Origin of the sequence: Anabaena sp. 54, assembly GCF_017355725.1 — a bacterium.
Classification (GTDB): Bacteria; Cyanobacteriota; Cyanobacteriia; order Cyanobacteriales; family Nostocaceae; genus Dolichospermum; species Dolichospermum heterosporum.
The window spans coordinates 49,852-75,229 of the sequence record NZ_JAAVWA010000016.1; the positions used below are offsets into that span (position 1 = coordinate 49,852).

Consider the following 25,378-nt stretch of genomic DNA (forward strand, 5'->3'; position numbering starts at 1 on the left):
TAGAAGAGGTTTAATTAAAGAAAATTAATGATTATAACTCATGGAATTAGAAACTATTTTCTGTGAAATTGATGATTTTTGTACCTATTTTGAGCCAATATTTCAAGCTCAACTTATCCCATCCCAAATAAAAAAAAGAATTAGACCCAGCCGATTATGTCTAAGTGAAATTATGACAATAATTGTGTATTTTCATCGCTCTAGTTACCGCAATTTTAAAGATTATTACCTGAAACATATCTTCAAATATTGCCAAGGTGAATTTCCCAATTTAGTGAGTTATCAAAGATTTGTTGAATTAATGCCAAATGCTTTAATTCCCTTGATGTATTATCTGAATACACGAAAAGGACTCAATACAGGTATAAGTTTTATTGATAGTACCTCTATTCCCATTTGTCATTCTAAAAGAGCCAAGACAAATAAGGTCTTTAAAGATTTAGCTGGCTGGGGGAAAAGTTCTATTTGTTGGTATTTTGGGTTTAAACTTCATTTGATTATTAATGATCAAGGAGAGTTACTTGCGTTTCAAATTACTCCTGGAAATACAGATGACCGAAAACCTGTTCCCACTTTGACTAAGAACTTATTTGGGAAAATATTTGGAGACAAAGGATATATTTCTCAAAAACTCTGGCTTGAACTTTGGTCTAATGGACTCAAATTAATCACTCCTTTCAAGAAAAATATGCGGAATAAGCTCTTGTCCCTGGAGGAGAAATTAATGCTCCGAAAACGCTCTTTAATTGAAACTGTTAATGACCAACTCAAAAATATTTCACAACTTGCTCATTCTCGACATCGAAGTGTTACTAATTTCATGGTTAATGTTGTTGCTGCAATAATAGCTTATACTTGGCAACCTAAAAAACCTTCTTTAAGATTTGATGAAAATGAAATTGAAACCTTACCAGTTTTATTAGCTTAATTACCAATTAAATATCAATATTACCTAATAGTAAATACATTTCAAAAAATTAATTTTTTGAGAACTTTTTGGCGTGGGCTTTAATTCTCAATAACCAATACTTATTGACAGAACTGTTGCTGTTACGTACTTTTAGACTTTTTATTTACATCGAACTCAGGTGATGTAGATGTACCTTCTCATCACTGAGCATTTTAAGACCACAATGACCACATTTATGGCTTTGCCGTTTGAGGGCTTTAGAGGTATTGTTGTTATAGAGCTTGCTATTACGTTCGCTCCAATAACTTAAATCTCCGTCGTAAGGTGATTTCTCTCCTTTGACCATGATATGTTTGTGTTCGGAGTAAGGAACTGCTGGGAACGCCTTATCTAGTAATTTCTTGCTAGAGTAGCGGTTTAGCTTAGTTTCCTTGTTGAATACCCTAAATGCTCTGTTTTGGATATGGAATAACGAGTTTCTTGACCCGTCCATCTTGCAGAAGCGGTGGTAATTCCTCCAACCTCTAACTACAGGGGCTAATTTCTCAGCCTTTGTGGTAGAACCATAATTCGAGTTGTTGACGATATGTTTTACTTTCTTGCGAAAAGATTTAAAGTTGTCCGCTGATGGAACGCATCTAAACTTCCCGTTTTTCTGAACTTTAAAGTGCCAGCCTAGGAAATCGAACCCATCTGTCGCGGCGGTTAGCTTCGTCTTTTTCTCACTGACTTTCATTCCCCGCACTGCTAAAAACTGACTGATTTTTTCAAGTATTTCTGTGGCATCGTCTTGGGGTCGGAGTATTATCACCATGTCGTCCGCATAACGGATTGAAGGTTCGATAATATGTTCCTTTGGGGTCTTGTCTGTGATTCGATTTTTAGAAACCGTGTGGTGTCTATGAATACTTTCAATTCCATTTAAGGCGATGTTAGCTAATAGTGGACTTACCACGCCACCTTGAGGTGTTCCTTGTTCGGGGAACTCTGGATTAACTCCGGCTTTGAGACAAAGGAAGATTCCTTGTCTTATGCTGTAAGGAGCGATGAGTCTGTCCATGATGGCGGTGTGGTTTATCCTGTCAAAGCATTTTTCAATATCGAGTTCTATAACTCGTTTATCTATTCCATTTCGTGTAGAACATAGGTTGTTGTACAGGTATTTCTGGGCATCATGTGCCGAGCGTCCTGTCCTAAACCCGTAGCTCCTGGCGTGGAAGGTTGCTTCGTGTGCTGGTTCTAATGCGTATTTGACAAGGCATTGATACGCCCTATCTGCAATAGTAGGGATTTTCAGCATCCTGGTAGTACCGTCCTTTTTGGGGATGGGTATTTCTCTTAGCCCCTGGTGTTTCCAGTTGTTGGCGGATGCTTTTAGCAGTTCATTAAGCTCAAAGCGTTCCTTAAAGGTAAGGGACTTTTTGCCGTCAATTCCTGCGGTCTTTTTCCCAGCGTTTAGCTGTGATACTTGACGGATAGCCAGTAATCTCGCTGCGGAGGATTTCAGAATCAGCTTTTGTAGGGACTTAGCTTTACGCTTGTCTCCAACTTGAACCGCTTTGTACACTCGTTTTTGTAGGCGGAATAGGTTACGGCGGAATTTCTTCCAAGGTAACTTCTTCCAAGATTCACTAGAGTTGTCTCTGTGTCCAATCATGCTCTGCTCCAATCTGTGTATTCTGAACACCTCAGACCAATTACGGTCTGTCCTACCCGAATTGAAGGGATTCCGCTGCTCGTCCAGCCTACTTATGGGGTTCGACCGCCCCTAGACCTTCAATCCGTTTTTATTCGTTCCCTCGGATGATTGTTAGGTCCGTTAGGTGTAGCCACTTCAACCGCTGGATTCCCTGGACTCTTACCGCTATCAAGCGCAGGATGCGGCGGGAATTAACTCCAGTGTGGTCAGGGTTTTTGATGTTGCGCCCTGCCTCTAAGTAGGTCGCTTTTTAAGGCTCTGTTTCACCGTGGGAACTCCCCTTTAGCACCAGTGTCACCCCACAACGGATGTCTGATTATGCCCTGTTCCCAGCTTCGACCTCCCGAAACCGAGTCGGGTTATCGTGGGCAGATGGGGAGTCATACCTGAGTCTGGTAGATGGGACTTGCACCCATATCAGACCGAGAGTTCAACCTTTTTCCATGATTGGATGGGGTTGGTTAGCTTATGTACGGGCTGGATACCGTGATTCAGCTAACAACGAATCGCACCCGCTATCTTAGTGAAATGCGGCGGGAATTAACTCCAGTAAAGTCGGGTTTTTGAGTTGTGTCCCGCTTCAGGATAAGTTGCTTTTATAGGCTCGGTTTCATCATAGGAACTCCCCATTAGCGCCAGTGTCACCCCACAACGGATGTCTGATTGCGCCCTGTTCCTAGCTTCGACCTCCCGAAACCGAGTCGGGTCATCGTAGGCAGATAGGGAGTCATACCTGAGTCTGGCAGATGGGACTTGCACCCATATCAGACCGAGAGTTCAACCTTCTCCTGTCGTCAGGTTGGGTTGGTGAGGTTATTTACGGGCTTTCACCGTGATTCACTCACAACGAATCGCACTACTATTTTCCGTACTCCCCTAATGCCTGGATGCTCCTCTTTATTCCTGTCAATCAGGATGTTGAAAACAGGTCATCAAGTCCTTAGCGTAAGTTTCGGAATGGATGCTCATTTCACCCCGGCAGTTACAGTTTTGTTAATAAGTTGCAGAAGAAAGTACTGTGCAGTATTAATAAAAAAGTGATCACCAGGAAGCAGATGGAGTGAAAAAGAACTTAGTGTATGCTCTTTCCAAGCTTCCATATCATCACGATTGACCAATGGATCTTGTAAACCTCCGAAAACAGTAATTGGACAATCCAGCGGAGGTTCTACGGTGTAAGTATAGGATTCATTGATCATCAAATCTGCTCGTAGAGTGGGGAGCAGCAACTGCATCAATTCAGCAGATTCTAATACTTTTTTCGGAGTTCCATTGAATCTACGCAGTGCTTCCAAAAACTTAAAAAGTATTGAAATTTCATCTGGGTATGGTTTGCTGAAAAAGTCTTTTTGTTAGGACTAGGAGTCAGGAGGAAAAATTAGAAGAAGATAAGAATAGTCTTGAATCTGGGAAAGTGATAGTTTTTTGATAGTTTTAACGCTTATTCCTTGCACCTGATTCACCTTTTAAACCTTCAAACTTTTGATATGTCTAGGTTTTTGGTTTACTCAGCAAGTCCTAGATATTTGTAGTATTAAGCCTACAGTTATAAAGAGTGATCTTAAAGTAGTGGTATTTGAGACATTGACTATACATGAACTTTAGTGATTCAGATGGAAACTACACAACTTAAGGAATGTGAATTAAATAAGGTGCAAAAGTAGGGTGTGTTAGCGACAGCGTAACGCACCATTCCAGGTTACATCAGAATTGCAGGTTATTAAATTTGCGTTCCTAAGTATATCAACCAATTGCACTACTAAATTCATCAAATCAAGGAAATAACCAGTGTTTCAGACTCTATTTACCATATAAACTTAGGATCTCTATTTTATAAACACAAAAATTGTTGTCAATAGGCTCGAACTGTCTAAGTAAGTTGACGTTAAATAATTAACATATGTAACGCCAACTTACTTATCTGCTATATTAAAACATTAAAAGCCTTCGATGTAACCTGCTAAATTAGCGATGTTTGGTGTTTCAAAAAGTTTGTTCAATGGTAACTCAACTTGAAATACCTCACGTATATGTAAAATCAACCTAATCGAAAGTATAGAATTACCTCCCAACTCAAAGAAATTATCTTCGATACCTACCGAGTCTACTTGGAGCATTTCTGACCAAATTGTAGCCAGTTTCTTTTCAATAGAAGTCTGAGGAGGGACAAAATGTTTTTCTATCTGGAAATTGATAGAAGTCGAATTAGCTAGAGCTTTACGATCCACTTTTCCGTTGGATGTGAGTGGAAATTCTTTCAGAACCGTAAATAGTGAAGGTATCATATATTCTGGAAGTTTCTCACGGAGAAAATTACGTAATTCCCGCTCGTCGAAGGCATCTTCATTCTGATGAAGAATATAGGCGACTAGCTTTTTATTGCCCTTGGTCTCTCCCACCGTGGTAACAATCCCATCTTGTATTTTTGAATGTTGTACTAGTGCTTTCTCAATTTCTCCTAACTCGATTCGATAGCCTTGGATTTTTACTTGAAAGTCTTGTCGGCCTAAAAACTCAATATTTCCATCTGGTAGATAGCGACCCAAGTCACCTGTTCGATATAATCGCAATCCAGTTTTGGGGTGGACAATGAAGCTTGCGTGGGTTTTCTCCTCATCTCGCCAGTAGCCCATAGCCAATCCAACGCCACCAATATAAAGATGTCCTGATACCCATACAGGACATGGTTCTAAGACATCATTCAATACGTAAAATTTCTGATTAGCCATAGGTTTTCCGTAGGGAATGCTAGACCAATTCGTATCAACTATTTCAATAGGATAGAGGATTGACCAAATTGACGCTTCAGTTGCACCTCCCAAACTAATCACCTTCACATCGGTTGATAGTTCTTTAATTTCATTTGGTAAAGAAAGAGGAATCCAATCACCACTCATCATCACCAGACGCAGAGATTCAGGTAGATATTTACCTTGAGACTGAGTGTATTCTGTCAACATTCCCATTAAAGCTGGAACTGAGTTCCATAAACTTACTTTCTCCTGTATCATGAGTGGTAACCAATGACTGGGATCTCGTCTACTGGAAGCATCAGGGATGACAACTGTTCCACCCGCTGCAAGTATGCCAAAAATATCGTAGACTGACAGGTCAAAGTTCAATGCAGATATTGCAAATACCCGGTCTTTATTTGTTACTTGAAAACGCTTGTTAATATCCACAATAGTGTTGACCGCACCACGATGGTTAATCATCACACCTTTCGGTAACCCAGTAGAGCCTGATGTGAAAATAACATAAGCTAAGTCGTTTGCTCCTTGTACTGTGTTTAGTGGTTGGTCACTAATATTTATAAAGTCGTTGTTGTCCACGCACAATCTCTGAACGTGTTGAGGCCATTCTAGAAAAGTATTAAGCCAAGACTGTGTGAGAACTAATTGTACTTGTCCTTGTTCTATAAGATACCAAATACGTTCTTGAGGTTGTTCAGGATCAATTGGCAAATAGGCAGCACCAGATTGCAAAATACCTAACACTGCCACTACTTGTTCCCAACCTTTCTGCATGACTACAGCAACTAATGTGTTTGGACGCGCTCCTAATTGCCGTAAACGACGACCAATTCTATTTGCCTGACGGTAAACTTCTTCGTAAGTCAGTCTGTTTTGGGGTGTAACTATTGCTACTTCTTTTGGTTGCAGGGATGCCTGAGAAGTAAACAAAGTATGCAGTAAATTTGCACACATTTTTTCTTCAGTAGCATTAACCTGTAATTGTTGCTGAAACTGAGCAGGTGGTAGTAGATATAGTGTTGGTTCTTGCCAAATAGCATCTTCATTGGCAAGTCGAGGCAACAATTCACAGTAAGCGATGAACATATCCTGTAGTAATCCTTCTGGGAATATTTCCTCTACCACATCCCAGTTAAAAATTAATGTTCCTGATTCTTCCCAAACCTGGTGATCTAACCATACTTGAGACGTTTGGGTGATACCGTATACCGGACGTAGGGCAATGGGAGAAGATTCTATATCGGGAACTGGAAGTGTTAGAGCACTGGTAAATACAATTGGCATCTTTGCCCTTGTCACCCCTCCCTGACGACGATTCAGTTCCCGTAATACTTGGATGCCACTAACATGCCGATGCTCTAGGTCATTCCACAGTTTTTCCTGGGTACGCCGGGCCCTATCTAGAAATGAATCCCGCACTGAGTAATCTAAAGCTAATAGCGTCAAGGAAGTAAACTCACCTACAATATCGTTCACCTCTGGATGCAAGGGGAGACGATTAAAGAAAGTGAGATTCAATGTAAATTGGGGATTCTTGCTCCAAAGAGCAAGCACCTCAGAAAAAGCGGTAAGTAATAATCCTGTTGGTGTTAATCCATATCTTGTTGCTTTGGTTCTAAGTTTAGTCCAGGTTTCTTTTTCTAAAGTTGAATGCAGTCGGCTAAAGTGGGGTTCGTTCAAGGAACTGGGATTTTTTGCCAGGGGTAATTCTGGTGCCGGTGGTAAAGTTACTATTTGAGTCTGCCAATAAGCTAGAGAACGTTGATAGTCTTCTGTAAATTTAATAGATTGTTCTGCTAGGACATAATCTCGGAAGGATAGATTTATAGGAGGCAAGAAAGCCTTGGGATCATCAAGAAGTTGCGATAACTCTTTGATAATGACGATAAAACTCCAGGCATCAAAGGTGAGTGCGTCTGTACTTAAGTGCAGTCGGGCAACTTGCTGATCTAAAAGAGTCGCACGAAGCTCAAATAGTGGCCATTGATGAGTTTTGAATATCTGATGTGACATTTGCTGGCGAATAGTTTCAATTTGGGATTCTATTTCGTCAGGAGCTTTGCCACTTAAATCCAAAACCTCAATTTTATAGTCGGGAACATCCCGCCAAATTTTTTGTTGGCCATCTGGTAGCACAATTGCTCTTAGCATTCCATGACGTTTAATCAATCGCTGCCAAGCTAGGTGCAAGTTTTCCACATCTAAATTTTTGAATTCCAGTTCGTCGTAACTATGAGTTGAAACATTACCCATTTCAAACAATTCGTTACGACCAACCCAATAAGCCTCCTGAATATCTGTAAGTGGAAACGGCTCATACCATTCCTCTGGAATTGCGATCGCATCTGGATAGTTACTAAATTCTTGCTCTTTGCCTTGATGTTCCGCAATTACACTGGCAAAGTTAGCTACAGTGGATGCTTGAAATAACTTTTGTAAAGGAATTTGTACTTCAAATGATTCGCGCACATTAGAAATTATCTGCATTGCTAGCAGAGAGTGACCTCCTAAGTTAAAGAAATCATCTTGAATGCCGATGCGATTAATACCAAGTGCCTGTTGCCAAATTTCTACTAGTACTTCCTCAATTGCTGTGCGAGGAGCGACATAAGTTTCTTTGAAATCGTTACTGCTCCAATCAGGTGCAGGTAAAGCGCGACGATTTATCTTACCTGATGGTGACAGAGGCAGAGTTTCCAAAATTATGAAGGCAGCCGGAATCATATAGTCCGGTAATTTACCTTTAAGGAAGTTTCTCAAATCTAGAGCAGAAACCGTGGTGTTTGCTGTAGGAACTACGTAGGCGACTAAGCGCTTATCACCAGATAAATCTTGCCGAACAATGACCACACTCTGATGTATTCCTTCGTTTTCACACAGTACTGTTTCTATTTCACCTAATTCAATACGGAAACCACGAATTTTAACCTGGTTGTCTATGCGCCCCATCATTTCAATGTTGCCATCTGTGCGATAGCGCGCCAAATCACCAGTTCTATAGATGCATAAACTCGACTTCTGGTTGAAGAAATTAGTGATAAATCTAGCTGTTGTCAATTTTGGTTGGTTTAAGTAACCTCTGGCAATACCTGCTCCACCAATGTATATCTCCCCAGGGACACCAATTGGTACAGGCTGCTGATTCCGATCCAGTAGATAAATATTTGTGTTGGGAAATGGACGACCAATTGGAACCATTTCTTCCAGGGATAAATCATCAACAGAATCTTCAAAATAAGAACTGTCGATTGTAGTTTCAGTAAGCCCGTAGGAGTTAATCAAACGAGTTTGGGAACCGCAAAATTGCAGAAAGTGTTTGTATTCTCTGACATACCAACTGTCAGAACCAATAGCTAAAACTTTCATAAAGTCTAGCGATTGCTGAGTTTTTTCTAAGTACTTAATCAAATTCCTGAATACAGCAGGCACAAACTCAGCGCAGTCAACTTTTTCCTGAACAATCAGGTTATATAGCCCTTCAGGGTTTAATAACAGATCAGATGGACAAAGTAAGAGTTTTGCCCCAGAACATAATGCTCTAGTCCAATCTCCTGTAAATACATCAAATGAGAAGCTGGCCATCTGGAGATGGCAGGTTGTCGCAGAGCGCAGAGCATATGTTTGTTCCCAGCCTCGGTAAGCATTGACTAAACTTCCATGCTGAACCATTGTTCCTTTAGGATTGCCCGTAGAACCTGATGTATAAATGACATAAGCTAGATTCGCTGATGTCGTCCCTTCAATATGGAGATTTTCCGCGTTTTCTTGAGCGATCAATGGCCACTCTGTATCTAAATAGATAGCATTGACGTTATTGTGAGGTAGCTTATCTGACAGATACTTGTAGGTCAGCAGAACAGGAACCTGTGTATCATCTATCATATAAGCGAGCCTATCTTGGGGGTAGTTAACATCTAATGGAACATAAGCTCCACCTGCTTTGAGGACACCCAATGTTGCAACGACCAGATCGACAGATCTCTCTAAGCAAATACCTACTAGTACATCGGGGCCAATCTTTAACTTCTGTAAGTAATGGGCTAGTTGGTTTGATCTTTGATTTAACTCTTGGTAAGTTAAATATTGCTCTTGATAAGCGATCGCTTTATTATCTGGTGTTTTTTCTACCTGAGTCTCAAACAACTGATGAATACATTCTTGGGGATAGCTAATTTCTGTAAAATTCCACTTTGTAAAAATCTGTTGATATTCTGCATTGGTCAGCAGAGGCAATTCAGAAACCTTTTGTTCAGGATTGGCAACAATGCCTTCAAGAAGTTTTTGAAAGTGTCCGGCCCAGAAATGTTGAATAGCGTAATAAAACTTTACATATTGAAATAAACTTAGCCTATAAGTGCTATTTTTCATCTTATCCAAATAAGTTTTCTAAACCAATGAACATAACTTATTTCCTGACACATATAGGACTGAAGATAACGGAGCTTATCTAATAAAGTTTTGCCAAATTCTTGCGGTATTTCTATTAGTTGCAATATCAAATAAGCGATTAAACAGCACATTATCTGAATTCTAATTCCATTCTCATTCTTTGTCATAAGTCTGTCTAACTTGAGGTGCATTTTTAAGAATTTCCATAACAATTCAATTTGCCATCTTTGTATGTAAATTTCCATAATCTCTTGATTACTAACTTGCTCTTCTCCTTCATTTAATAAGTTTGTTGCTAAACGAAATTCACTCTTAGTTTCTATATCACAAAATGCTACTACTCTAATTTCCACTTCTCTTTCATCTTTGCCAACTTTACAATTACCATTTTCTAGCATTTCTAAAGTGACATTATTTTTAATTCTTAAGACAAAAGCTTTATTTTTTTGTTGTTTTAATTCAGATATTCTTTCGGAGGATGCAAATCCTCTATCCATTATCCCTACTCCTTTTGACGGAATTGCTTCTACTGTTTCTTGTCCATATTTATGGTCATGTCCTTGCCCAAAATGAATCACCATTCCACCAACTTCTGATGTCAAACTATCTAACCCACAAAATAGTTTTACTTGATGATATCCTTGACTCCATAATAATTTACTTGTTAATGTAATAATTGTTGAATCTATAGGAAATAATGCTTGGGTTTCTTCCTTTCCTTTTTTCTTTCTCAGTTGATTGTTTAATTCAGTTATTATCTCCAAAAATACTTGAGTATCTCTCTTTTTACTTGCCTTGGAAAAATTTGATATTTTTAAATCTATCCCTTGATTATTTAGTCTTTGAAATAAATCTCTCATACTCACTATACTTTTATCCATGACATACTGTAACCACACTGATACAAATGAAAATGTGTCCAGAACTGGATAATCTTTTTTGGGCAATGGTTTCAATATTGTTTTGACCACTTCTGGGAAATTCTTTAAGCGCATAATTTGATAATTCTTTATCTAGATTTTTTTAGATTGTATCAAATTATGGTACTTTTTTTTAATCTTTTCCTAACATTCAACACTTCTGATATAAACCTAACTCTTTACAGATAAAAAGGGTGGCAATTTCCACAGTTGATTCACCAATTTTGAGGTCTTTATCTGTGCGGTCTTCTGGACGAGGATCAATTAAAGCAACCCGAATATTAGGGATTTTCAACAATAAATGACGAGCTTGACAAACTCCAGCGAAACCAGCACCCATAATCACTACATCATATTCCTGTTCTTGAATGTCTGTTTTTTGATCATTTTTCTGAGAAACAGCAACCATGAATCTAGGCTCCCTTTAATTTTGTAATTGCTTTTATTTGAACAAATGGCAATAGACCTGTCCGAAAATTAAATGTGATTTGAAACCATTGTAGAGACTGCCAAATTTTAAAAATATCCCACAAGATTGGATAGCGAAGCACTGCTGCAAACAGGTCATCTTTTTTGTGGAGTTTTCTTCCCAGACAGGTCAGGGTTATTTCATTCTAGATTTAAGCAAAGAATTTAGGTATTCTCAGCCATTGTGAGATAAAATCTCTGAAGCCTAAAATAACGCATTCTTGTAAAGACATAAAATGTCAAAATTTAGAATGAAACAGCCCTGCCGGAAAGGTCTATTGGAGGAAATTACTCTAACAACAGATTTTGTATGTATTGTACCATTACTGCTGCTGAATTTCGGCAAATAATCTCTCGGCTTCTTCTGGCGATAGCTGTTCTAAATCCGATAGAAGTTTACCTATATCCTCTTGACTTGCTAGTTTTTGATATTCCTGTATTTGGGGCATAAGAATTGTGACAATCTCCCTAATATTAGAACCCTTGAGCAAATCAACTACGGCGATACTTGCTCCCACACTGATTTCAATGCGCTGCTTCAACTCAATCGCCATCATGGAATCCAATCCCAGAGCATTCAATGATTGTTCTAAGTTGAGACGAGATAAATCGATTCGCAGAACTTGAGATATTAATTCTTGGATGTGAGTTTCCAACAATGATGTTTGCTGTGATGCTTCAACCGCAAAAATTTGTTGAATAAAATGGCCTTCGCTAATGACGGTAGTATCACCTTGAGTAGTGCTTTTTTCTTGAGCTTCTGCCAATAAATCAGAAATGATTCTTACCGTTGTCCCCGTCGGGTACATATTAGCAACCAAAGCCCAGTTTGCCGGCACAACCGTAACTTGGGGTAAGTCATAATTGAGTAGCCGTGATAGGATTTCTATCCCATCCTTGGGTCTAATAATGCCAATGCCTCGTTGGGCATAGTAGTCAGTTAAATCTAGACGACTTGCCATTCCCACTTCGCCCCAAGGACCCCAATTAATACTTAGGGCTGGCAATCCTTTGCTTCTACGATAGTGGACTAGGGAATCCATGAAGGAGTTACCAGCAGCATAATTTCCTTGACCCATTGTTCCCACTACGGAAGCCACAGAAGAGAAGAGGACGAAGAAGTCTAAGGAAACATTTTCAAATAAGCGGTGTAGCACCCAAGCACCCAAAGCTTTAGGTCTAAGCACGCTATTGAAGTTCTTTAATTCCATATTCAACAAAAGTTCATCTCTGACTAGTCCTGCCGAGTGAATCACACCTCTAATGGGTCGCCAACTCTTAAAGATTGAACCTGCTCTGTGGTTGTTTGTCCAAGTTGAAGATGTTGAACCCACAAATAATGCGGCTGAACGTGCTATCCGTCCGGCGGTTATTTGGAGACGGACTAGTTTTGGTTCTCAATCCCAAGCTGGTAGTATCTTTGTGTCCAGAATGTTAACTGTTGTTACTACTCTTCGTTCTCAACATCGGAATGTTTTGGAGTTCATGACTTCAGCTATCAGTGCCAAGCGTGAGGGTCAACCTTCTCCATCTTTACTCCCACAAATTTCTGCCCCTAAATAAGTCATAAATACGACTATGTTTTGCGTAGTTATTCATTTGTACTCCAGATGGATTAACTTGTGATTTTCATAGCTGTAACTACTTCACACATTCTATTTCACGGTATTTAAGTCACCAAGTACCCCTGTGAACGCTTACACAGGGAAGATAGAGATATTTATTATACCCAACACGGCTTATACTAAACACGGTTGGGACCTGGACTTTTACGAAATTACGAAAAACCTAGATTTGTAGGGGTAAAGCAAGAGCTTCATTGGTGTCAACTTAAGCTCAAATCCCTACCACATCTCGTTCCTAGTCTCTGACTAGGAATGCAGTTGATGAGGCTCTGCCTCTAATATTATTGAAGGCAGAGCCTTCTAGAATTCATTCCCAGTCTCTGACTGGGAATGAGATGACTTGAGTTCTTTGCGGGATAGAGGTTTTACGTTAAGTTGACACCAATGAAGCTCTTGCTTTACCCCTACAAATCTAGGTTTTTCGTAATTTCGTAAAAGTCCATCTCTCAACCGTTTTGAGCATAACAACCAATGACTAATGACCAATGACTAATGACCAATGACCAATGACCAATGACTAATGACCAATGACTAATTACTAATCACCTATTTGCTTATTCTGAAATTCCTGTTCGAGTAAATCTGTATCTGTGGAATAAACAGCATCTTCCTTACCAATAACTTTTTCTGTGGCAAATTCACGAGCAAAAGCGATTTTTTTCCGTAAAGAAGCATCCGCACCCGCTAATAATCTAGCCCGTTCTTGGCGTTGAAGATTGCGAGTAGAAATCTGATCATTGCGTCGCTTAATCCAGAAATACCGAATTAAGGGAATAGCAATAAACCCTGTACCATAAGCCAATAACAATCCATAAATACCCTGCACAAAAGCCACCAATCCGCCAATTTGAGCCGCAATTGTGCCATTTCTTAATAAATTGCCCAAAATTAAAGCTCCAACAAAATTCACTCCTCCTAAACTAGCACTGAGGAGAATTTGCCCAGAACTAGCTGCACTAAACTTCCAGGAAAATTCATGGAGATATTCAGATATTGAACGCCGTTGCTTTTTACTAGCTCTTACTTGTAACTCTGGGAAATAATAGACTATTTGCCCGTCAGAACTTACCTGGGGCATTCCATTAAATCTTACCAGCACAGGCAACATATAATCCTCATATTCTTGTTGATATTTTTCGCCAACATCATCCAAATAAGGAGCAATTTGTTCTGCAACCACAGCACCTTGATTATTACTAATCACAGCCCCAATTTCTTCCCAACGGCGTTCTTCCAAACTGGCATTAGGATCACCATCACCAAACAAGAATGAAAACACAGCCTCAAAAAAATTCATTTCACTACCTTCGCCCCGTTCCCTCCGTCTTTCTTGCCGGGTATCACCATAATTTGGGCTAAAATACCAGAATAAATCCGGAAAAAAGAAGAAATTATTACTTCTAGAACTACTGCGATTATCATCATCCCGATCTGAACTAGCAGTCATAATAATGATGATAGTCACAGTAATCAGCAAGATAGAAGCAACTAAAAGGATGCCAAAGGAAATCCGAATCAGATAAAATAGCACAGACCAAACTTTTTTCCACCATTCCTGCAACCGTATTTGCAAATATTTATTGCGTAAAATATCTCGAAAATTGCGAGGAAATTGATAAACAACATCACCTGATTCTGCAACCTGTAAATGTCCCCCAGCGTCAGCAGCAAGGGCTAATAAACTTTGATTGACTTCAGCTATATTTAATCCTATCTGGGTGGCTACATCACCAACCGTGACTCGGTAGCCTAGTTGTTCCACAGAACGCATAATAGCGGGATTGGGAGTCATAAATCTTCCCTTTTGTTATATTTTGGTTTACCTTTATTCAGTATAATTGAAGCGAAATTTCTTTTCTTTGCGGTTCTTAGTTGCCATCATACTTTTCACAAATTAGATAGGATTTATATATACACCTATGGTTCAGTACAGTCTCGCTCAAAGCCCAGAACTTATCCTTACAGTTCCTGGTAAAGATTCCGCTAAAGCCCGTGATAAAGCCATGGATCAGTTAATGGAACTCATGGAGGCTGGTGAATTACCAACGGAACTAGAAGAGGGATTTGGTCCGCAACAATTAATTGAGGTGAAAGAACCAACTACAGATACTTCTAGCCGTGAAGACGAAATTACCCAAGCAGTGCAAATTCTCAGTAATTTAGCTTCCCTGAAGTTAAAAGTCCAAGAATCACGCACCGAAGCCTTAGAAATTCGTCAAGCCATTGATGTCCTGTTTTCCGATAAATCTGTCACCGAGGAAGAAATAACCCATCTTAAAGAAGGTTTTAAAGTTCTCAAAAATTTTGCTCAAGCTAATCTGCGTTACCAGGAAGCGAGGGGAAAAGCAGAACAAGCTAGACAAGTTTTAGATCAAGCTCTCAAATCACCGGAGTAATATTAGATTCGATTCAAGATTTAGCAACAGCAGCAAAAATACCGTCTCTCTCCTCAATATCTTCGCCAAAAAAAAGAGTGCTGATGATGAAATTTGTTCTCTTTCTGTTGGACTATCTCTTCTTGAGGATTGAGATTTAATCATGTTCAGATAAGATATTTGCATAACCAAAGACTTCTGTAGTAACACACTATATAATAAAGGCAAATATGATTAATCTAATTTGGACGGCTGCTGTTGTACTCTTTGTCCTCTGGCTGTTAGGATTCTCGGTTCATGTCGGAGGTAGCTTAATTCATCTGCTTTTAGTTTTAGCTCTAATTGGAATAGTTTACAATTTACTAATTGGTCGCCGCATAGTCTAATTTTTGAGGATGCAAGGCTGTATCTGAGGTATCTGAGGTTTGAATACAAGCACTGAAGTTATAGCCATATTAATAAAAATCTCAAACTTATGAATAGAAATCCTCATGAACGAAGCAATTCTGCGCGAAGGCAAGAACTTCGCAGTGAAGAAGAAACTTTCCGATTGCAACAGGAGGAGGGACGACTTGAATCTAGCAAACGCAGATCTATATTTGCCTGGATTATCAATAGCATTTACCTTCTAGTGGGAATGCTGGAAATCTTGCTGATGTTACGCTTCTTTCTACGTTTTTCCGGGGCAAATACGCAAAATACTTTTGCCCAGTTTATTTACAATCTTTCTGATCCCTTCATTGCGCCATTTTCCACCTTGTTAATTAGTCCTGTTGCTGGAGGTGGAGCGAATGTTTTTGATATCAATGTCCTAATTGCAATCATCGTGTATGCTCTATTAGGCTGGCTCGCTCTATGGCTGGTCAAATTTCTCTATGGTCGGTAGAGAAAAGTTGAAAAATGAGAGGCTTTAATTTCATTACTATTGTTAAGCCCTAAGAGTGTCAAGAGTCCTAGAGGAATTTGCCACACCAATGGATGGGTGTGATATTATAGGAAACTGCTACACAAATTTAAAAACAATCACAATTTAACCGATCATGGCTCTGACGCAACAGCGCAAACAAGAACTCATTTCTGGATATCAAGTTCATGAAACCGACACTGGTTCGGCTGATGTCCAAATTGCAATGCTAACTGACCGCATTAACCGCCTCAGTCAACATTTGCAAGCTAATAAGAAAGACCATTCCTCCCGTAGAGGACTATTGAAGATGATTGGCCAAAGAAAGCGTCTTCTAGCTTATATCCAAGCAGGTAGTCAAGAAAAATATAAAGCTTTAATTACTCGTCTTGGTATTCGCGGTTAGGAACTAATTCTTATGGCTGCTGAAGAATCGGAACGTAGTCCATTGCCTTTCGAGCCAAACAAAAAGCGTCCAAAACCCGCTAAGGCTATTAGTCAACCCGTTATCAAAACCAAAGAACCTCAAGAAAAATCGCAACAGAAACGCCGTTATTCTAAACAAGAAATGGCGATTCCTGAAGTGGTCAGTCAACGCATGATTCGCCGAGTGGCTGGGTTTTGTGGTGTCCCCACATTTTTAGGTATTACTAGTTTGGTAGTTAGCTATCTACTAGTTACCTTGGCTGATATCCAACTTCCCCCTATCGCCGTTTTATTGGTGAATATGGGATTGTTTGGTTTAGGTGTGTTGGGAATTACCTATGGTGTTCTTTCCGCTTCTTGGGATGAGGAAAGACCGGGAACTATTATGGGTTTGGATGAATTTAGCACTAACTGGGGAAGGATGACCGAAGTTTGGCGTGATACCCAGAAAAGGAACGTCTAATAAGCAGCGTCAAGGTAATAACTGTAATATGGGGTAAGTTGGAAAATGATTGTTGAGGTGGAATTTTGACCGCTTTAACTTCAAGTTTAAAAAACTGTATTTTTCTGGTTTATACCCAATATTCAGCCAAAAATACCTGGCGCTACATTTTTATTTATATATTTAACAAAAGATATTTTTGATCCGTTGAAATTGTTAAACAATCAGCAAAGTTTATTTCTTGGCCTAATAGACATCTCCAAAAAAGATGCTAGGTCGGTTGGCGTTGAAAATTGTCGTTATGGCAAGGCAAAAGGCAAGAGGCAAGAGGCAAGAGTGAAGAGGGTTTGGGCGATTTTACGTTTCTTTACACAGTTTGGTTTTATTGTGTTCACCTACTTAGTACAGGTTGGCGTAAATAACACAACCATTAAAACTTCCGAAAATTTGATTGATTACAAGGCTTGAAAATGGTTCATTCACTTACGCCGCAGTGTACTAGCCCATTCCATTTTTCGAGGATCTGGTTGTCAAAATAAGTCTTATTTTGTTGATCAGGCTGGTTTGGATCTGCTTTAACCCAAGTTTCTACGCTGAAATTATCATTAGTATTAAAGTTGATTTTGTCGGAATTAGGAATACTGCCATAATCATTAACTCCATCCAAAGTAAGTGATGATCGCGTAACTTTTGCTTCCCCAGATAATAACAAATCTAATGTACCGTTATTATCGTAATCTCCCCAAGCAGCAACCCCCTCATCGCAAGCGATGAGGGGGCTAAGATGTACCTTATATGATTGGAAATCGCTGTAATTGATCGTTATTATCACCGCCAGAAAGGATGTCATCACCTGCTCTGCCATCTAAAACATCATTACCTTCTCCACCTTTGAGGATATCACCAACAGCGCCACCAGAAATAATATCGTCTCCACTTCCGCCATCAATATCGGTGGTAATTGATAAACTATCTGATAAGTAGGTGAACACAATAAAACCAAACTGTGTAAAGAAACGTAAAATCGCCCAAACCCTCTTGCCTCTTGCCTCTTGCATGAGTGCCTTTTGCCTTGCCATAACGACAATTTTCAACGCCAACCTACTTAGTTCAATTACATCATTTCCCGGATCAGCCAGGGCTGAGATCTTGCTAACACCGCTAAATAATTGTTCCTTACCAAAGGCTTTTATTTGTACCTGTGAGGAAACTAAATTAACTATTCTATTTTTATACGAATCACAACTGAAACGAAGCCGTTAATGCTACCGCTAAAGCATCTGCCGCATCATCAGGTCGAGGAATTTCATCTAAATCCAGTTCCCGCATCACAGCCTCTTGCACTTCTGACTTATCTGCTTTACCATAATTCGTTAAAGCTTGCTTAATTTGGGGAGGTGCAAATTCCACATAAGGGAGTTTACGCTGTCCTAAAACTAACATCAGTACACCCCTAGCTTGTGCCACAACAATGGTATTTGCCATACGATAAAAGAATAATTTTTCAATGGCTACTAAATCCGGCTGTAAATCCTCCATGACGGTGTGTAAATCGTCAAATAATGTGCATAGTCGTTGACTCATTTCCATATCGGCACTGGTGCGAATTACGCCAAAATCAACCATCTGTACCGTTGTCTGTTGTTCTTTTGTTTGACTTTGCTGCCAATCAATTGCCCCAAATCCCACAGTTGCTAGTCCTGGATCTATTCCTAAAATTCGCTTTTTCATAAAATTCTTGATAACTGGGGTAATTGGTGATTGGTATTTCCTTCTTCTGACTCCTAACTGGGCGCAGGCCCTGCGCCCCTACTCGGTGATTATGAAGGATTGAATAAATGTGATGGTTTTCCCTTAGTGTGGAAACCAGGTGATGTAAATTTTTTGTTAAATATTGTTTGTAACAACTTTCCCTATTAGGTATGTTTATCGGTTTTCTGAAACAAGCCATTAATTCGCTACAGCTACAGTCACAAGGTCGCACTTCCTATCGGTTTAACCAATGGTGCAAATGGTTGTCTCCTGGATTAGCTGTGAAACGCTGGTTACTTATCAGTATTGGGGGTGTTTTCTTAGCCAGTTTGGGGTTGGCTATTTGGGTAAAATTAACCCCGATTTTTTGGATACTGGAATTGCTGAAAGGTCTTTTGGGTTTCCTGGCTGACATTTTACCCAACTATATCAGCGGTCCGGTACTCCTGGTATCTGGTGTGCTGTTGGTGCTGTGGGGACAATCTCGCACTGTTGGTTCAATTACGGAAGTTCTCAGACCTATTGGTGATGAAGAGGAGTTGATAGATGTCCTATTGGCACATCGTCGTTTATACCGGGGTCCGAAAATTGTGGTTATTGGTGGTGGGACTGGACTTTCAACTTTACTCAGAGGCTTAAAAACTTATAGTGCTAATATTACTGCTATTGTCACCGTAGCAGATGATGGCGGTTCTTCTGGGAGACTGCGCGAAGAATTTGGCGTTTTACCACCGGGTGATATCCGCAATTGTTTGGCGGCGTTAGCAGATGAAGAAAAATTACTAACGGAATTATTTCAATATCGCTTTCGGGCGGGAGATGGTTTAACAGGTCACAGTTTTGGTAATTTGTTTTTAACTGCCATGACTGATATTACTGGAGATTTAGTCCAAGCGATCGCTGCCAGTTCTAAAGTCTTGGCGGTGAGAGGACAAGTTTTACCTGCTACCCTCAGTGATGTCCGTCTCTGGGCAGAATTGGCAGATGGCCGCCGCATTGAGGGTGAGTCGAATATTCCCAAAGCTGCGGGAAAAATTGTCAAAATTGGTTGTATTCCTGAAAATCCACCGGCAGTTCCCGCGGCAATTAAAGCCATTCAAGAAGCTGATTACATTATTATTGGTCCGGGTAGTCTTTATACAAGCTTAATTCCTAATTTGTTAGTTGGAGAAATTGCCGATGCGATCGCCGCTACCAATGTACCCCGCATTTATATCTGCAATATCATGACCCAACCAGGAGAAACTGATGGATATAGCGTTGCTGAACATATTCAAGCCATAGATGACGCTTGTGGCAGTAGAAGGTTATTCGATGCCGTATTAGTTCATAAAAAAACACCCTCAGCCCAAGCACTTATCCGTTATGCCCAACAAAATGCCCATCCAGTCTTTTTAGACCGAGAATCTGTCACCCAGTTAGGACGGCGAATAGTTCCTGCTAATATTTTATTTGAAGATGAATATGGTGCTGTTCGCCATGACCCCCAAAAACTAGCCAAAGTCTTATTAAAATGGTACAGTGGAGCGCATCACGGGAAGTAAAAACTGGGGACGGGGAAATATATTTCCCCATTACCAATTACCAACCTAAAATATTTATGACTTCTTCGATCATTTCTCAAACTGAACCACCCCTTCCCCCTGGGGAAACTTTACCCACAATGTATGATTTACCTAGTGAAAACCCGGAGGAAAAAGGCTTGCCAGATGACTTTCATTTTTTACAACCTTTACTTTTATATTTAACATTTCAACCCATAAACTGGAATCCAGAACTTGTTTATAGTGCGGCTGATTTGAATCTTTATTATGATCTGCAAAATCCTTTATGGTATAAACGCCCAGATTGGTTTGGTGTTGTTGGAGTCCCAAAATTATATAATGGTCAAGATTTACGTTTAAGTTATGTCACTTGGCAAGAACCAGCAAACCCTTTTGTAGTTGTAGAATTATTATCTCCTGGTACAGAAGATGAAGATTTAGGTAATAGAAAAAGTCAAATAGGTAAACCTCCCACAAAATGGGAAGTTTATCAAAGAATTTTAAGAATTCCTTACTATATTGTTTTTAGTCGCTACACCAATGAAGTCCGCGCATTTCAGTTAGTAGGTGGTCATTATGAACCTATGAATATGATTGAAGGACGCTTACTAATGCCAGAATTAGGTTTAAGTTTAGGACTATGGCAAGGGACATTTCGAGATATTCCTAAGTTATGGTTAAGGTGGTTCACACTAACAGGAGAATTAATTCCTGAACCAACAGAAGAAGCGGCTGCGGCTAATGAAAGAGTTATTCTTGCTGAACAAGAAACAATAGAAGCAAAAAGAAAAGTTGAACAACTAGGACAACTGTTGCGTGATTTAGGCGTTAATCCCGATACACTGGATAATGCTTAGACGTTACCAATTACCAATTACCAATTACCAATGAATAAAATCTTCCTTCCTGACATAGAAGCGACACAGCAATTAGGTATTACCCTTGGTGAGACTTTAAATGCTGGTAGTGTGATTTTACTAGAAGGTGATTTAGGTGCTGGTAAAACTACCTTAGTCCAAGGGATTGGTAAAGGTTTGGGAATAATTGACTCTATTGTTAGTCCTACTTTTACTTTGATTAATGAGTACCCAGAAGGGCGCATTCCCCTTTATCACTTGGATTTATACCGTCTAGAACCTCAAGAAGTTACAGGCTTGAACCTGGAAAGTTACTGGGAAGGCATAGAAGTAACACCGGGAATTGTCGCTATTGAATGGGCTGAAAGAATGCCATATCTACCAGATAGTTATTTAAAAGTATGTTTAAAATATGGTGAAAATGGCGATCGTCAAGCCGAAATTATGGTTTGCGGGAATTAGTATTAGTGAACTACCTACACTTCCCTTGCGGGTAAGTATAGGCTTCCTACCCAGTTAACAGCTTTTTGCTCTTCGAGAACAACAAGACTGATGTTAAGGCGATAGGCTGACCCCTCGTTCCAAAGGCAAAATCAAGGTTAATCAACAAAAATGATCATGTATCTAGCTTGGTTATCGCTATTCTCTCGCCTTGCCGAGATATTCAATTCATAACGGTAACTTCTAAAATAGCTAAATCAAGTTCATCCTCTGTAGAAGTCGTTTTGAATAGTTTGGCATTTCGTCGCATTCGCACGCGGTCTGATGGTGGTGAACTGAAAAATTCCACTTGAATATTTTCACCCTGTTCATTGCCATCAAAAATCACATGACGATTAGTGAGGATTAATATCCGGTTAGCATCTCGCTGGATAACTACACCAGTACCAATCTCAATTCCCTGACGCTGCATGGTAGAAAACTTGGCAGTGATGCGTACCACAGAACGCTTAACAGATAGATTTGGGTCATTTTTGGGCAACCATTGCCTATCATCATCTACACTGGCAAGATTATTTGTTTTTTCAATCCATAAGCGACGTGCTTCTATATTGTTGTTACGGGCATATATGAAATTGGGATCAAGTTTTTCGGCTTTGTTGAAATGTTTTATAGCTTCTTTAAACTTTTCTTGCTCTTGTAATCCTAAACCTAAATTATTATTAGCTAGAGTATGAGCTGTGGAGGGAGTTGTTGAAATGTCTTCTGGTAATGATAGGGCTGATTCATAGTTAGATATCGCCTCATCTAATTTCTTCTGGTCTTTTAGGATAACGCCTAAGTTAGTATAAGCAAGACTAAATTTAGGGTTAATATGTATGGCTTATTGGTGTGCTGCTAATGCTTGATCTAATTTCTTTTGGTCTCTGAGTGTATCACCAAGATTAGTATAAGCAGCAGCAAATTCAGGGTTAATTTGTATAGCTTTTTGATAAGCAGAGATCGCCTGCTCCAATTTCTTTTGCTCTCTCAGAGCAATGCCGAGATTGTTGTAAGCAATAGCATCTTTAGTGTTAATTTCTATGGCTTTTTGAAATGCAGCGATTGCTTCATCTAATTTCTTGTTTTCATATAGAGCAATGCCGAGATTATTGTAAGTAAAAGTATTTTTAGGGTCAATTTGTATAGCTTTTTGAAATGCAGCGATTGCTTCATCTAATTTCTTATTTTCATATAGAGCAATACCGAGATTGTAGTAAGCAGCCGTATACTTAGAGTCAATTTGTATAGCTTTTTGAAATGCAGCGATTGCTTCATCTAATTTCCTTTGGTCTTTTAGGACATTGCCGAGATTGTAGTAAGCGACAGCATCTTTAGGGTCAATTTGTATAGCTTTTTGAAATGCAGCGATTGCCTCATCTAATTTATTGTTTTCATATAGAGCAATGCCAAAATTATTGTAAGTAAAAGTATTTTTAGGGTCAATTTGTATAGCTTTTTGAAATGCAGCGATTGCCTCATCTAATTTCTTCTGGCCTTTTAGGGCATTTCCAAGATTGTAGTAAGCGACAGCATCTTTAGGGTCAATTTGTATAGCTTTTTGAAATGCAGCGATTGCCTCATCTAATTTATTGTCTTCATATAGAGCAATGCCGAGATTATTATAAATAAAAGTATTTTTAGGGTCAATTTGTATAGCTTTTTGAAATGCAGCGATTGCTTCATCTAATTTCTTCTGGTCTTTTAGGGCATTGCCAAGACCATTGTAAGCGGTAGCTAAGTTGGAGTGAAGTTGTATAGCCTTCTTATAGGACGCTATTGCCTTCTCTGGTTTACCTTGGGCATTTAGCACATGACCTATACCAACATAAGCATCAGCATCATTAGGATTGATTTGTAAGGCTTTCTGATGAGCTGCTAATGACGCTTCTAATTTTCTCTGTCGTCCTAAAGCTTTACCCAAATTGTTATAAGCTTTGCCATTATTGGGTTCAACCTGTAAAACCTTACGCCAAATCGTCTCCGCTTGGGAGTTGTCACCCACAGATTCGGCTGTTTCACCTTGTTTAAATAGCTGTTGGACACTATTTTGAGCAAATACAAGCTGGGGTGTGGTAGTTAGAGATAATGTGAGCAATAAAATACTAAATATCCGATTTCGCATAATAATATTATATATTTACCAGAGTTTGATGCTTTAATCTTAATTTAAGACAGAGAATTTACGCAGCATATACGCAATATTATCATAATAACTACAATAATAGATACAGATTTAATATTAACAGACATTTATAAACCGCATCTAAACAGGCAACTATTAACCTTATCCGAATACAAAACTACAGTTATGAGGAATGGAACAGAATTAATTACACAATCAATTTTTCTGTTCCCTGTTTCCGTGAATTTAATTTTGTCCAACTCACTTATGAAAGCCAGAAACGCAATTTACAAAGATTTTTATCTACCTTGTCACCCCTTAAAAGTTAAAGCTTGTCCACGAACTTGTGTATTTAACTGACCATGATCATAAACAATTTCACCGCCGACAATTGTTGTCACAGGCCAACCTGTTAAATTCCAACCTTCAAAAGAACTCCAACCACACTTGCTGACAACTTCTTCCCGTTTAACTTCATGGTAATTTTTTAAATCTACCAACACTAAATCAGCATCATAACCGGGAGTAATTTCTCCCTTATTGGCAATACCATAAGCTACAGCGACCGCTTTAGACATCCATTGCACAACCTGGGCAACAGTACATTTTCCATCCATAGCAGCGGTTAACATTAAAGGTAAAGAAGTCTCTACACCGGGCATTCCTGAAGGGGTATTTGGGTAAGTTTGGGATTTTTCCTCCAGAGTGTGGGGGGCGTGGTCAGTGGCAATAAAGTCAATGATACCATCACGTAAAGCTTGCCAGAGAACTTCATTATCATGGGGCGATCGCAAAGGTGGATTCATTTGCGCTAAACTACCAATAGTGTTATAAGCATTAGTATTCAAAAGTAAATGTTGTGGTGTTACCTCTGCCGTCACCCAACTTGGTTTATCCTCACGCAGCAACTCCGCTTCCTCTGCGGTTGACATATGCAGAATATGTAACCGGCGTTGATATTTCTTAGAAAGTTTTAATGCCAATTGGGTAGCCAATAATGCCGCTTGATTATCTTGAATTTGGGAATGAACAGCCATATCTGTAATCCCCGCAAACTCATGTTTTCGTTGCTTAATTCTGGCTTGATCTTCCGCATGAACAGCAATTAAACGGCTTCCTTGGGCAAAAATCGCCTCTAGAGAGTCTTCCTGACTCACCAACAAATCTCCGTGCATTGACCCCATAAAAATCTTAATTCCCGGTGTTGGCTGGGCAGAAAGTAAATCTGGTAAATTATCCGCCGTAGCCCCAATAAAAAAGCCATAATTAACTAAGCACTTCTGGGCTGCCCGTTGTAACTTATCATCTAAAGCTGATTGAGTAATGGTTAAAGGTCTTGTATTCGGCATTTCTAGAAAGGAAGTAACTCCCCCCTTCGCGCAAGCACAACTGGCAGTAAATAAGTCTTCCTTATATTCTAGACCCGGTTCACGGAAATGCACCTGGGGGTCAATCACACCAGGCAACAAAGTTAATCCTTGTGCGTCAATCTCACAAGTGGGTGTGGCATTAGTAATTTCTTGTCCTACTTGGGTTACGTGCCTTCCTTCTATCAACACATCGCCAATCATTGACTCACCATTGGGTAAAATAATTTCAGCGTGGCGAATCAGTAAACTTTGTGGATTTGACATGGATTTAAGATTTTTCAGGATAAAGGAACTATTTATGGATGATAGATAACTTTTTCTTTAAGGTAAACTTAATTG

General features: G+C 39.5%; 21 protein-coding genes and 3 pseudogenes. 10 read left to right on the forward strand and 14 right to left on the reverse strand.

All coding sequences use genetic code 11. The features are described 5' to 3' along the window. Positions 1–40 precede the first annotated feature (40 nt). Positions 41–928 carry an IS982 family transposase gene (locus tag HEQ36_RS15440; RefSeq protein WP_168634808.1) on the forward strand — a complete coding sequence of 296 codons (888 nt, stop codon included), beginning with the start codon at positions 41–43 and terminating at the stop codon, positions 926–928. 145 nt (positions 929–1,073) lie between these two features. Here HEQ36_RS15440 and HEQ36_RS15445 read toward each other — a convergent pair whose 3' ends face one another. From HEQ36_RS15445 to HEQ36_RS15470, 6 genes and pseudogenes are all read right to left on the reverse strand, one after another. After that, positions 1,074–2,567 (reverse strand): reverse transcriptase domain-containing protein, encoded by a 1,494-nt coding sequence (locus tag HEQ36_RS15445; protein WP_168635348.1) that lies wholly within the window; start codon positions 2,565–2,567, stop codon positions 1,074–1,076. Positions 2,568–3,574: 1,007 nt separating this feature from the next. After that, on the reverse strand, positions 3,575–3,904 hold the full coding sequence (locus tag HEQ36_RS15450; RefSeq protein ID WP_205748415.1) for a thioesterase II family protein: 330 nt from the start codon (positions 3,902–3,904) through the stop codon (positions 3,575–3,577). 642 nt (positions 3,905–4,546) lie between these two features. Further along, on the reverse strand, positions 4,547–9,730 hold the full coding sequence (locus HEQ36_RS15455) for a non-ribosomal peptide synthetase (protein ID WP_168635349.1): 5,184 nt from the start codon (positions 9,728–9,730) through the stop codon (positions 4,547–4,549). Then, a complete protein-coding gene (locus HEQ36_RS15460) occupies positions 9,727–10,746 on the reverse strand; it encodes a transposase (RefSeq protein ID WP_053537527.1) in 1,020 nt (339 codons plus the stop codon). Before HEQ36_RS15460 ends, HEQ36_RS15455 begins: the two co-directional genes overlap by 4 nt. Before the next feature lie 88 nt (positions 10,747–10,834). Beyond that, positions 10,835–11,080 (reverse strand): annotated as a pseudogene (locus tag HEQ36_RS15465) (hypothetical protein); the annotation flags it as partial. 382 nt (positions 11,081–11,462) lie between these two features. Continuing rightward, on the reverse strand, positions 11,463–12,473 hold the full coding sequence (locus tag HEQ36_RS15470; protein WP_205748420.1) for a KR domain-containing protein: 1,011 nt from the start codon (positions 12,471–12,473) through the stop codon (positions 11,463–11,465). On the opposite strand from HEQ36_RS15470, the pseudogene HEQ36_RS15475 reads away from it, so the two are divergent. Then, positions 12,409–12,702 (forward strand): annotated as a pseudogene (locus tag HEQ36_RS15475) (transposase); the annotation flags it as partial. The gene HEQ36_RS15470 and the pseudogene HEQ36_RS15475 overlap by 65 nt on opposite strands. A 600-nt stretch (positions 12,703–13,302) precedes the next feature. On the opposite strand, the gene HEQ36_RS15480 reads toward HEQ36_RS15475, so the two are convergent. Further along, positions 13,303–14,556 carry a hypothetical protein gene (locus HEQ36_RS15480; RefSeq protein ID WP_053539919.1) on the reverse strand — a complete coding sequence of 418 codons (1,254 nt, stop codon included), beginning with the start codon at positions 14,554–14,556 and terminating at the stop codon, positions 13,303–13,305. Between the two features lie 127 nt (positions 14,557–14,683). Between HEQ36_RS15480 and HEQ36_RS15485 the strand changes: the two genes are divergently transcribed. The 5 genes from HEQ36_RS15485 (at position 14,684) to HEQ36_RS15505 (ending at position 16,932) form a co-directional block, all read left to right on the forward strand. Beyond that, complete coding sequence (locus HEQ36_RS15485) at positions 14,684–15,160, forward strand: hypothetical protein (protein WP_053539918.1); 477 nt, start codon at positions 14,684–14,686, stop codon at positions 15,158–15,160. Between the two features lie 209 nt (positions 15,161–15,369). Beyond that, positions 15,370–15,525: a lmo0937 family membrane protein gene (locus HEQ36_RS15490; RefSeq protein WP_148762249.1), complete on the forward strand. Its 156-nt coding sequence runs from the start codon at positions 15,370–15,372 to the stop codon at positions 15,523–15,525. Between the two features lie 89 nt (positions 15,526–15,614). Next, a complete protein-coding gene (locus HEQ36_RS15495) occupies positions 15,615–16,025 on the forward strand; it encodes a YggT family protein (protein WP_053539917.1) in 411 nt (136 codons plus the stop codon). 154 nt (positions 16,026–16,179) lie between these two features. Then, positions 16,180–16,449 (forward strand): 30S ribosomal protein S15, encoded by a 270-nt coding sequence (gene rpsO, locus HEQ36_RS15500; protein ID WP_027404050.1) that lies wholly within the window; start codon positions 16,180–16,182, stop codon positions 16,447–16,449. Between the two features lie 12 nt (positions 16,450–16,461). Continuing rightward, entirely contained in the window at positions 16,462–16,932 is a 471-nt protein-coding gene (locus HEQ36_RS15505) for a PAM68 family protein (RefSeq protein WP_168635410.1), read from the forward strand. A gap of 454 nt (positions 16,933–17,386) precedes the next feature. Here HEQ36_RS15505 and HEQ36_RS15510 read toward each other — a convergent pair whose 3' ends face one another. The 3 genes from HEQ36_RS15510 to ruvC form a co-directional block, all read right to left on the reverse strand. Next, positions 17,387–17,761 carry a hypothetical protein gene (locus HEQ36_RS15510; RefSeq protein ID WP_168635411.1) on the reverse strand — a complete coding sequence of 125 codons (375 nt, stop codon included), beginning with the start codon at positions 17,759–17,761 and terminating at the stop codon, positions 17,387–17,389. Beyond that, on the reverse strand, positions 17,703–18,005 hold the full coding sequence (locus tag HEQ36_RS15515) for a hypothetical protein (protein WP_233455400.1): 303 nt from the start codon (positions 18,003–18,005) through the stop codon (positions 17,703–17,705). Before HEQ36_RS15515 ends, HEQ36_RS15510 begins: the two co-directional genes overlap by 59 nt. 145 nt (positions 18,006–18,150) lie before the next feature. After that, on the reverse strand, positions 18,151–18,642 hold the full coding sequence (gene ruvC / locus HEQ36_RS15520) for a crossover junction endodeoxyribonuclease RuvC (RefSeq protein WP_053539911.1): 492 nt from the start codon (positions 18,640–18,642) through the stop codon (positions 18,151–18,153). A gap of 191 nt (positions 18,643–18,833) precedes the next feature. Between ruvC and yvcK the strand changes: the two genes are divergently transcribed. The 3 genes from yvcK to tsaE are packed head-to-tail and all read left to right on the forward strand — an operon-like array spanning position 18,834 to position 21,526. Beyond that, positions 18,834–20,207, forward strand: a complete 1,374-nt coding sequence (gene yvcK / locus HEQ36_RS15525; protein WP_168635413.1) for a gluconeogenesis factor YvcK family protein — start codon at positions 18,834–18,836, stop codon at positions 20,205–20,207. Positions 20,208–20,263: 56 nt separating this feature from the next. After that, positions 20,264–21,064: a Uma2 family endonuclease gene (locus HEQ36_RS15530; RefSeq protein WP_168635414.1), complete on the forward strand. Its 801-nt coding sequence runs from the start codon at positions 20,264–20,266 to the stop codon at positions 21,062–21,064. Positions 21,065–21,094: 30 nt separating this feature from the next. After that, complete coding sequence (gene tsaE, locus HEQ36_RS15535; protein WP_168635415.1) at positions 21,095–21,526, forward strand: tRNA (adenosine(37)-N6)-threonylcarbamoyltransferase complex ATPase subunit type 1 TsaE; 432 nt, start codon at positions 21,095–21,097, stop codon at positions 21,524–21,526. A gap of 202 nt (positions 21,527–21,728) precedes the next feature. Here the strand turns inward: tsaE and HEQ36_RS15540 are convergent, their stop codons facing one another. The 4 genes and pseudogenes from HEQ36_RS15540 to HEQ36_RS15550 form a co-directional block, all read right to left on the reverse strand. Then, a complete protein-coding gene (locus HEQ36_RS15540) occupies positions 21,729–22,007 on the reverse strand; it encodes a serine protease (RefSeq protein WP_233455401.1) in 279 nt (92 codons plus the stop codon). A 141-nt stretch (positions 22,008–22,148) separates the two neighbouring features. Next, positions 22,149–22,385, reverse strand: a pseudogene (locus HEQ36_RS26030) (tetratricopeptide repeat protein); the annotation flags it as partial. Between the two features lie 3 nt (positions 22,386–22,388). Continuing rightward, the gene (locus HEQ36_RS15545) at positions 22,389–23,669 is read right to left on the reverse strand and encodes a lipopolysaccharide assembly protein LapB (RefSeq protein WP_205748422.1); all 1,281 of its coding nucleotides are present in this window, start codon (positions 23,667–23,669) and stop codon (positions 22,389–22,391) included. A gap of 311 nt (positions 23,670–23,980) precedes the next feature. Then, complete coding sequence (locus HEQ36_RS15550; protein ID WP_168635417.1) at positions 23,981–25,303, reverse strand: dihydroorotase; 1,323 nt, start codon at positions 25,301–25,303, stop codon at positions 23,981–23,983. Positions 25,304–25,378 lie beyond the last annotated feature (75 nt).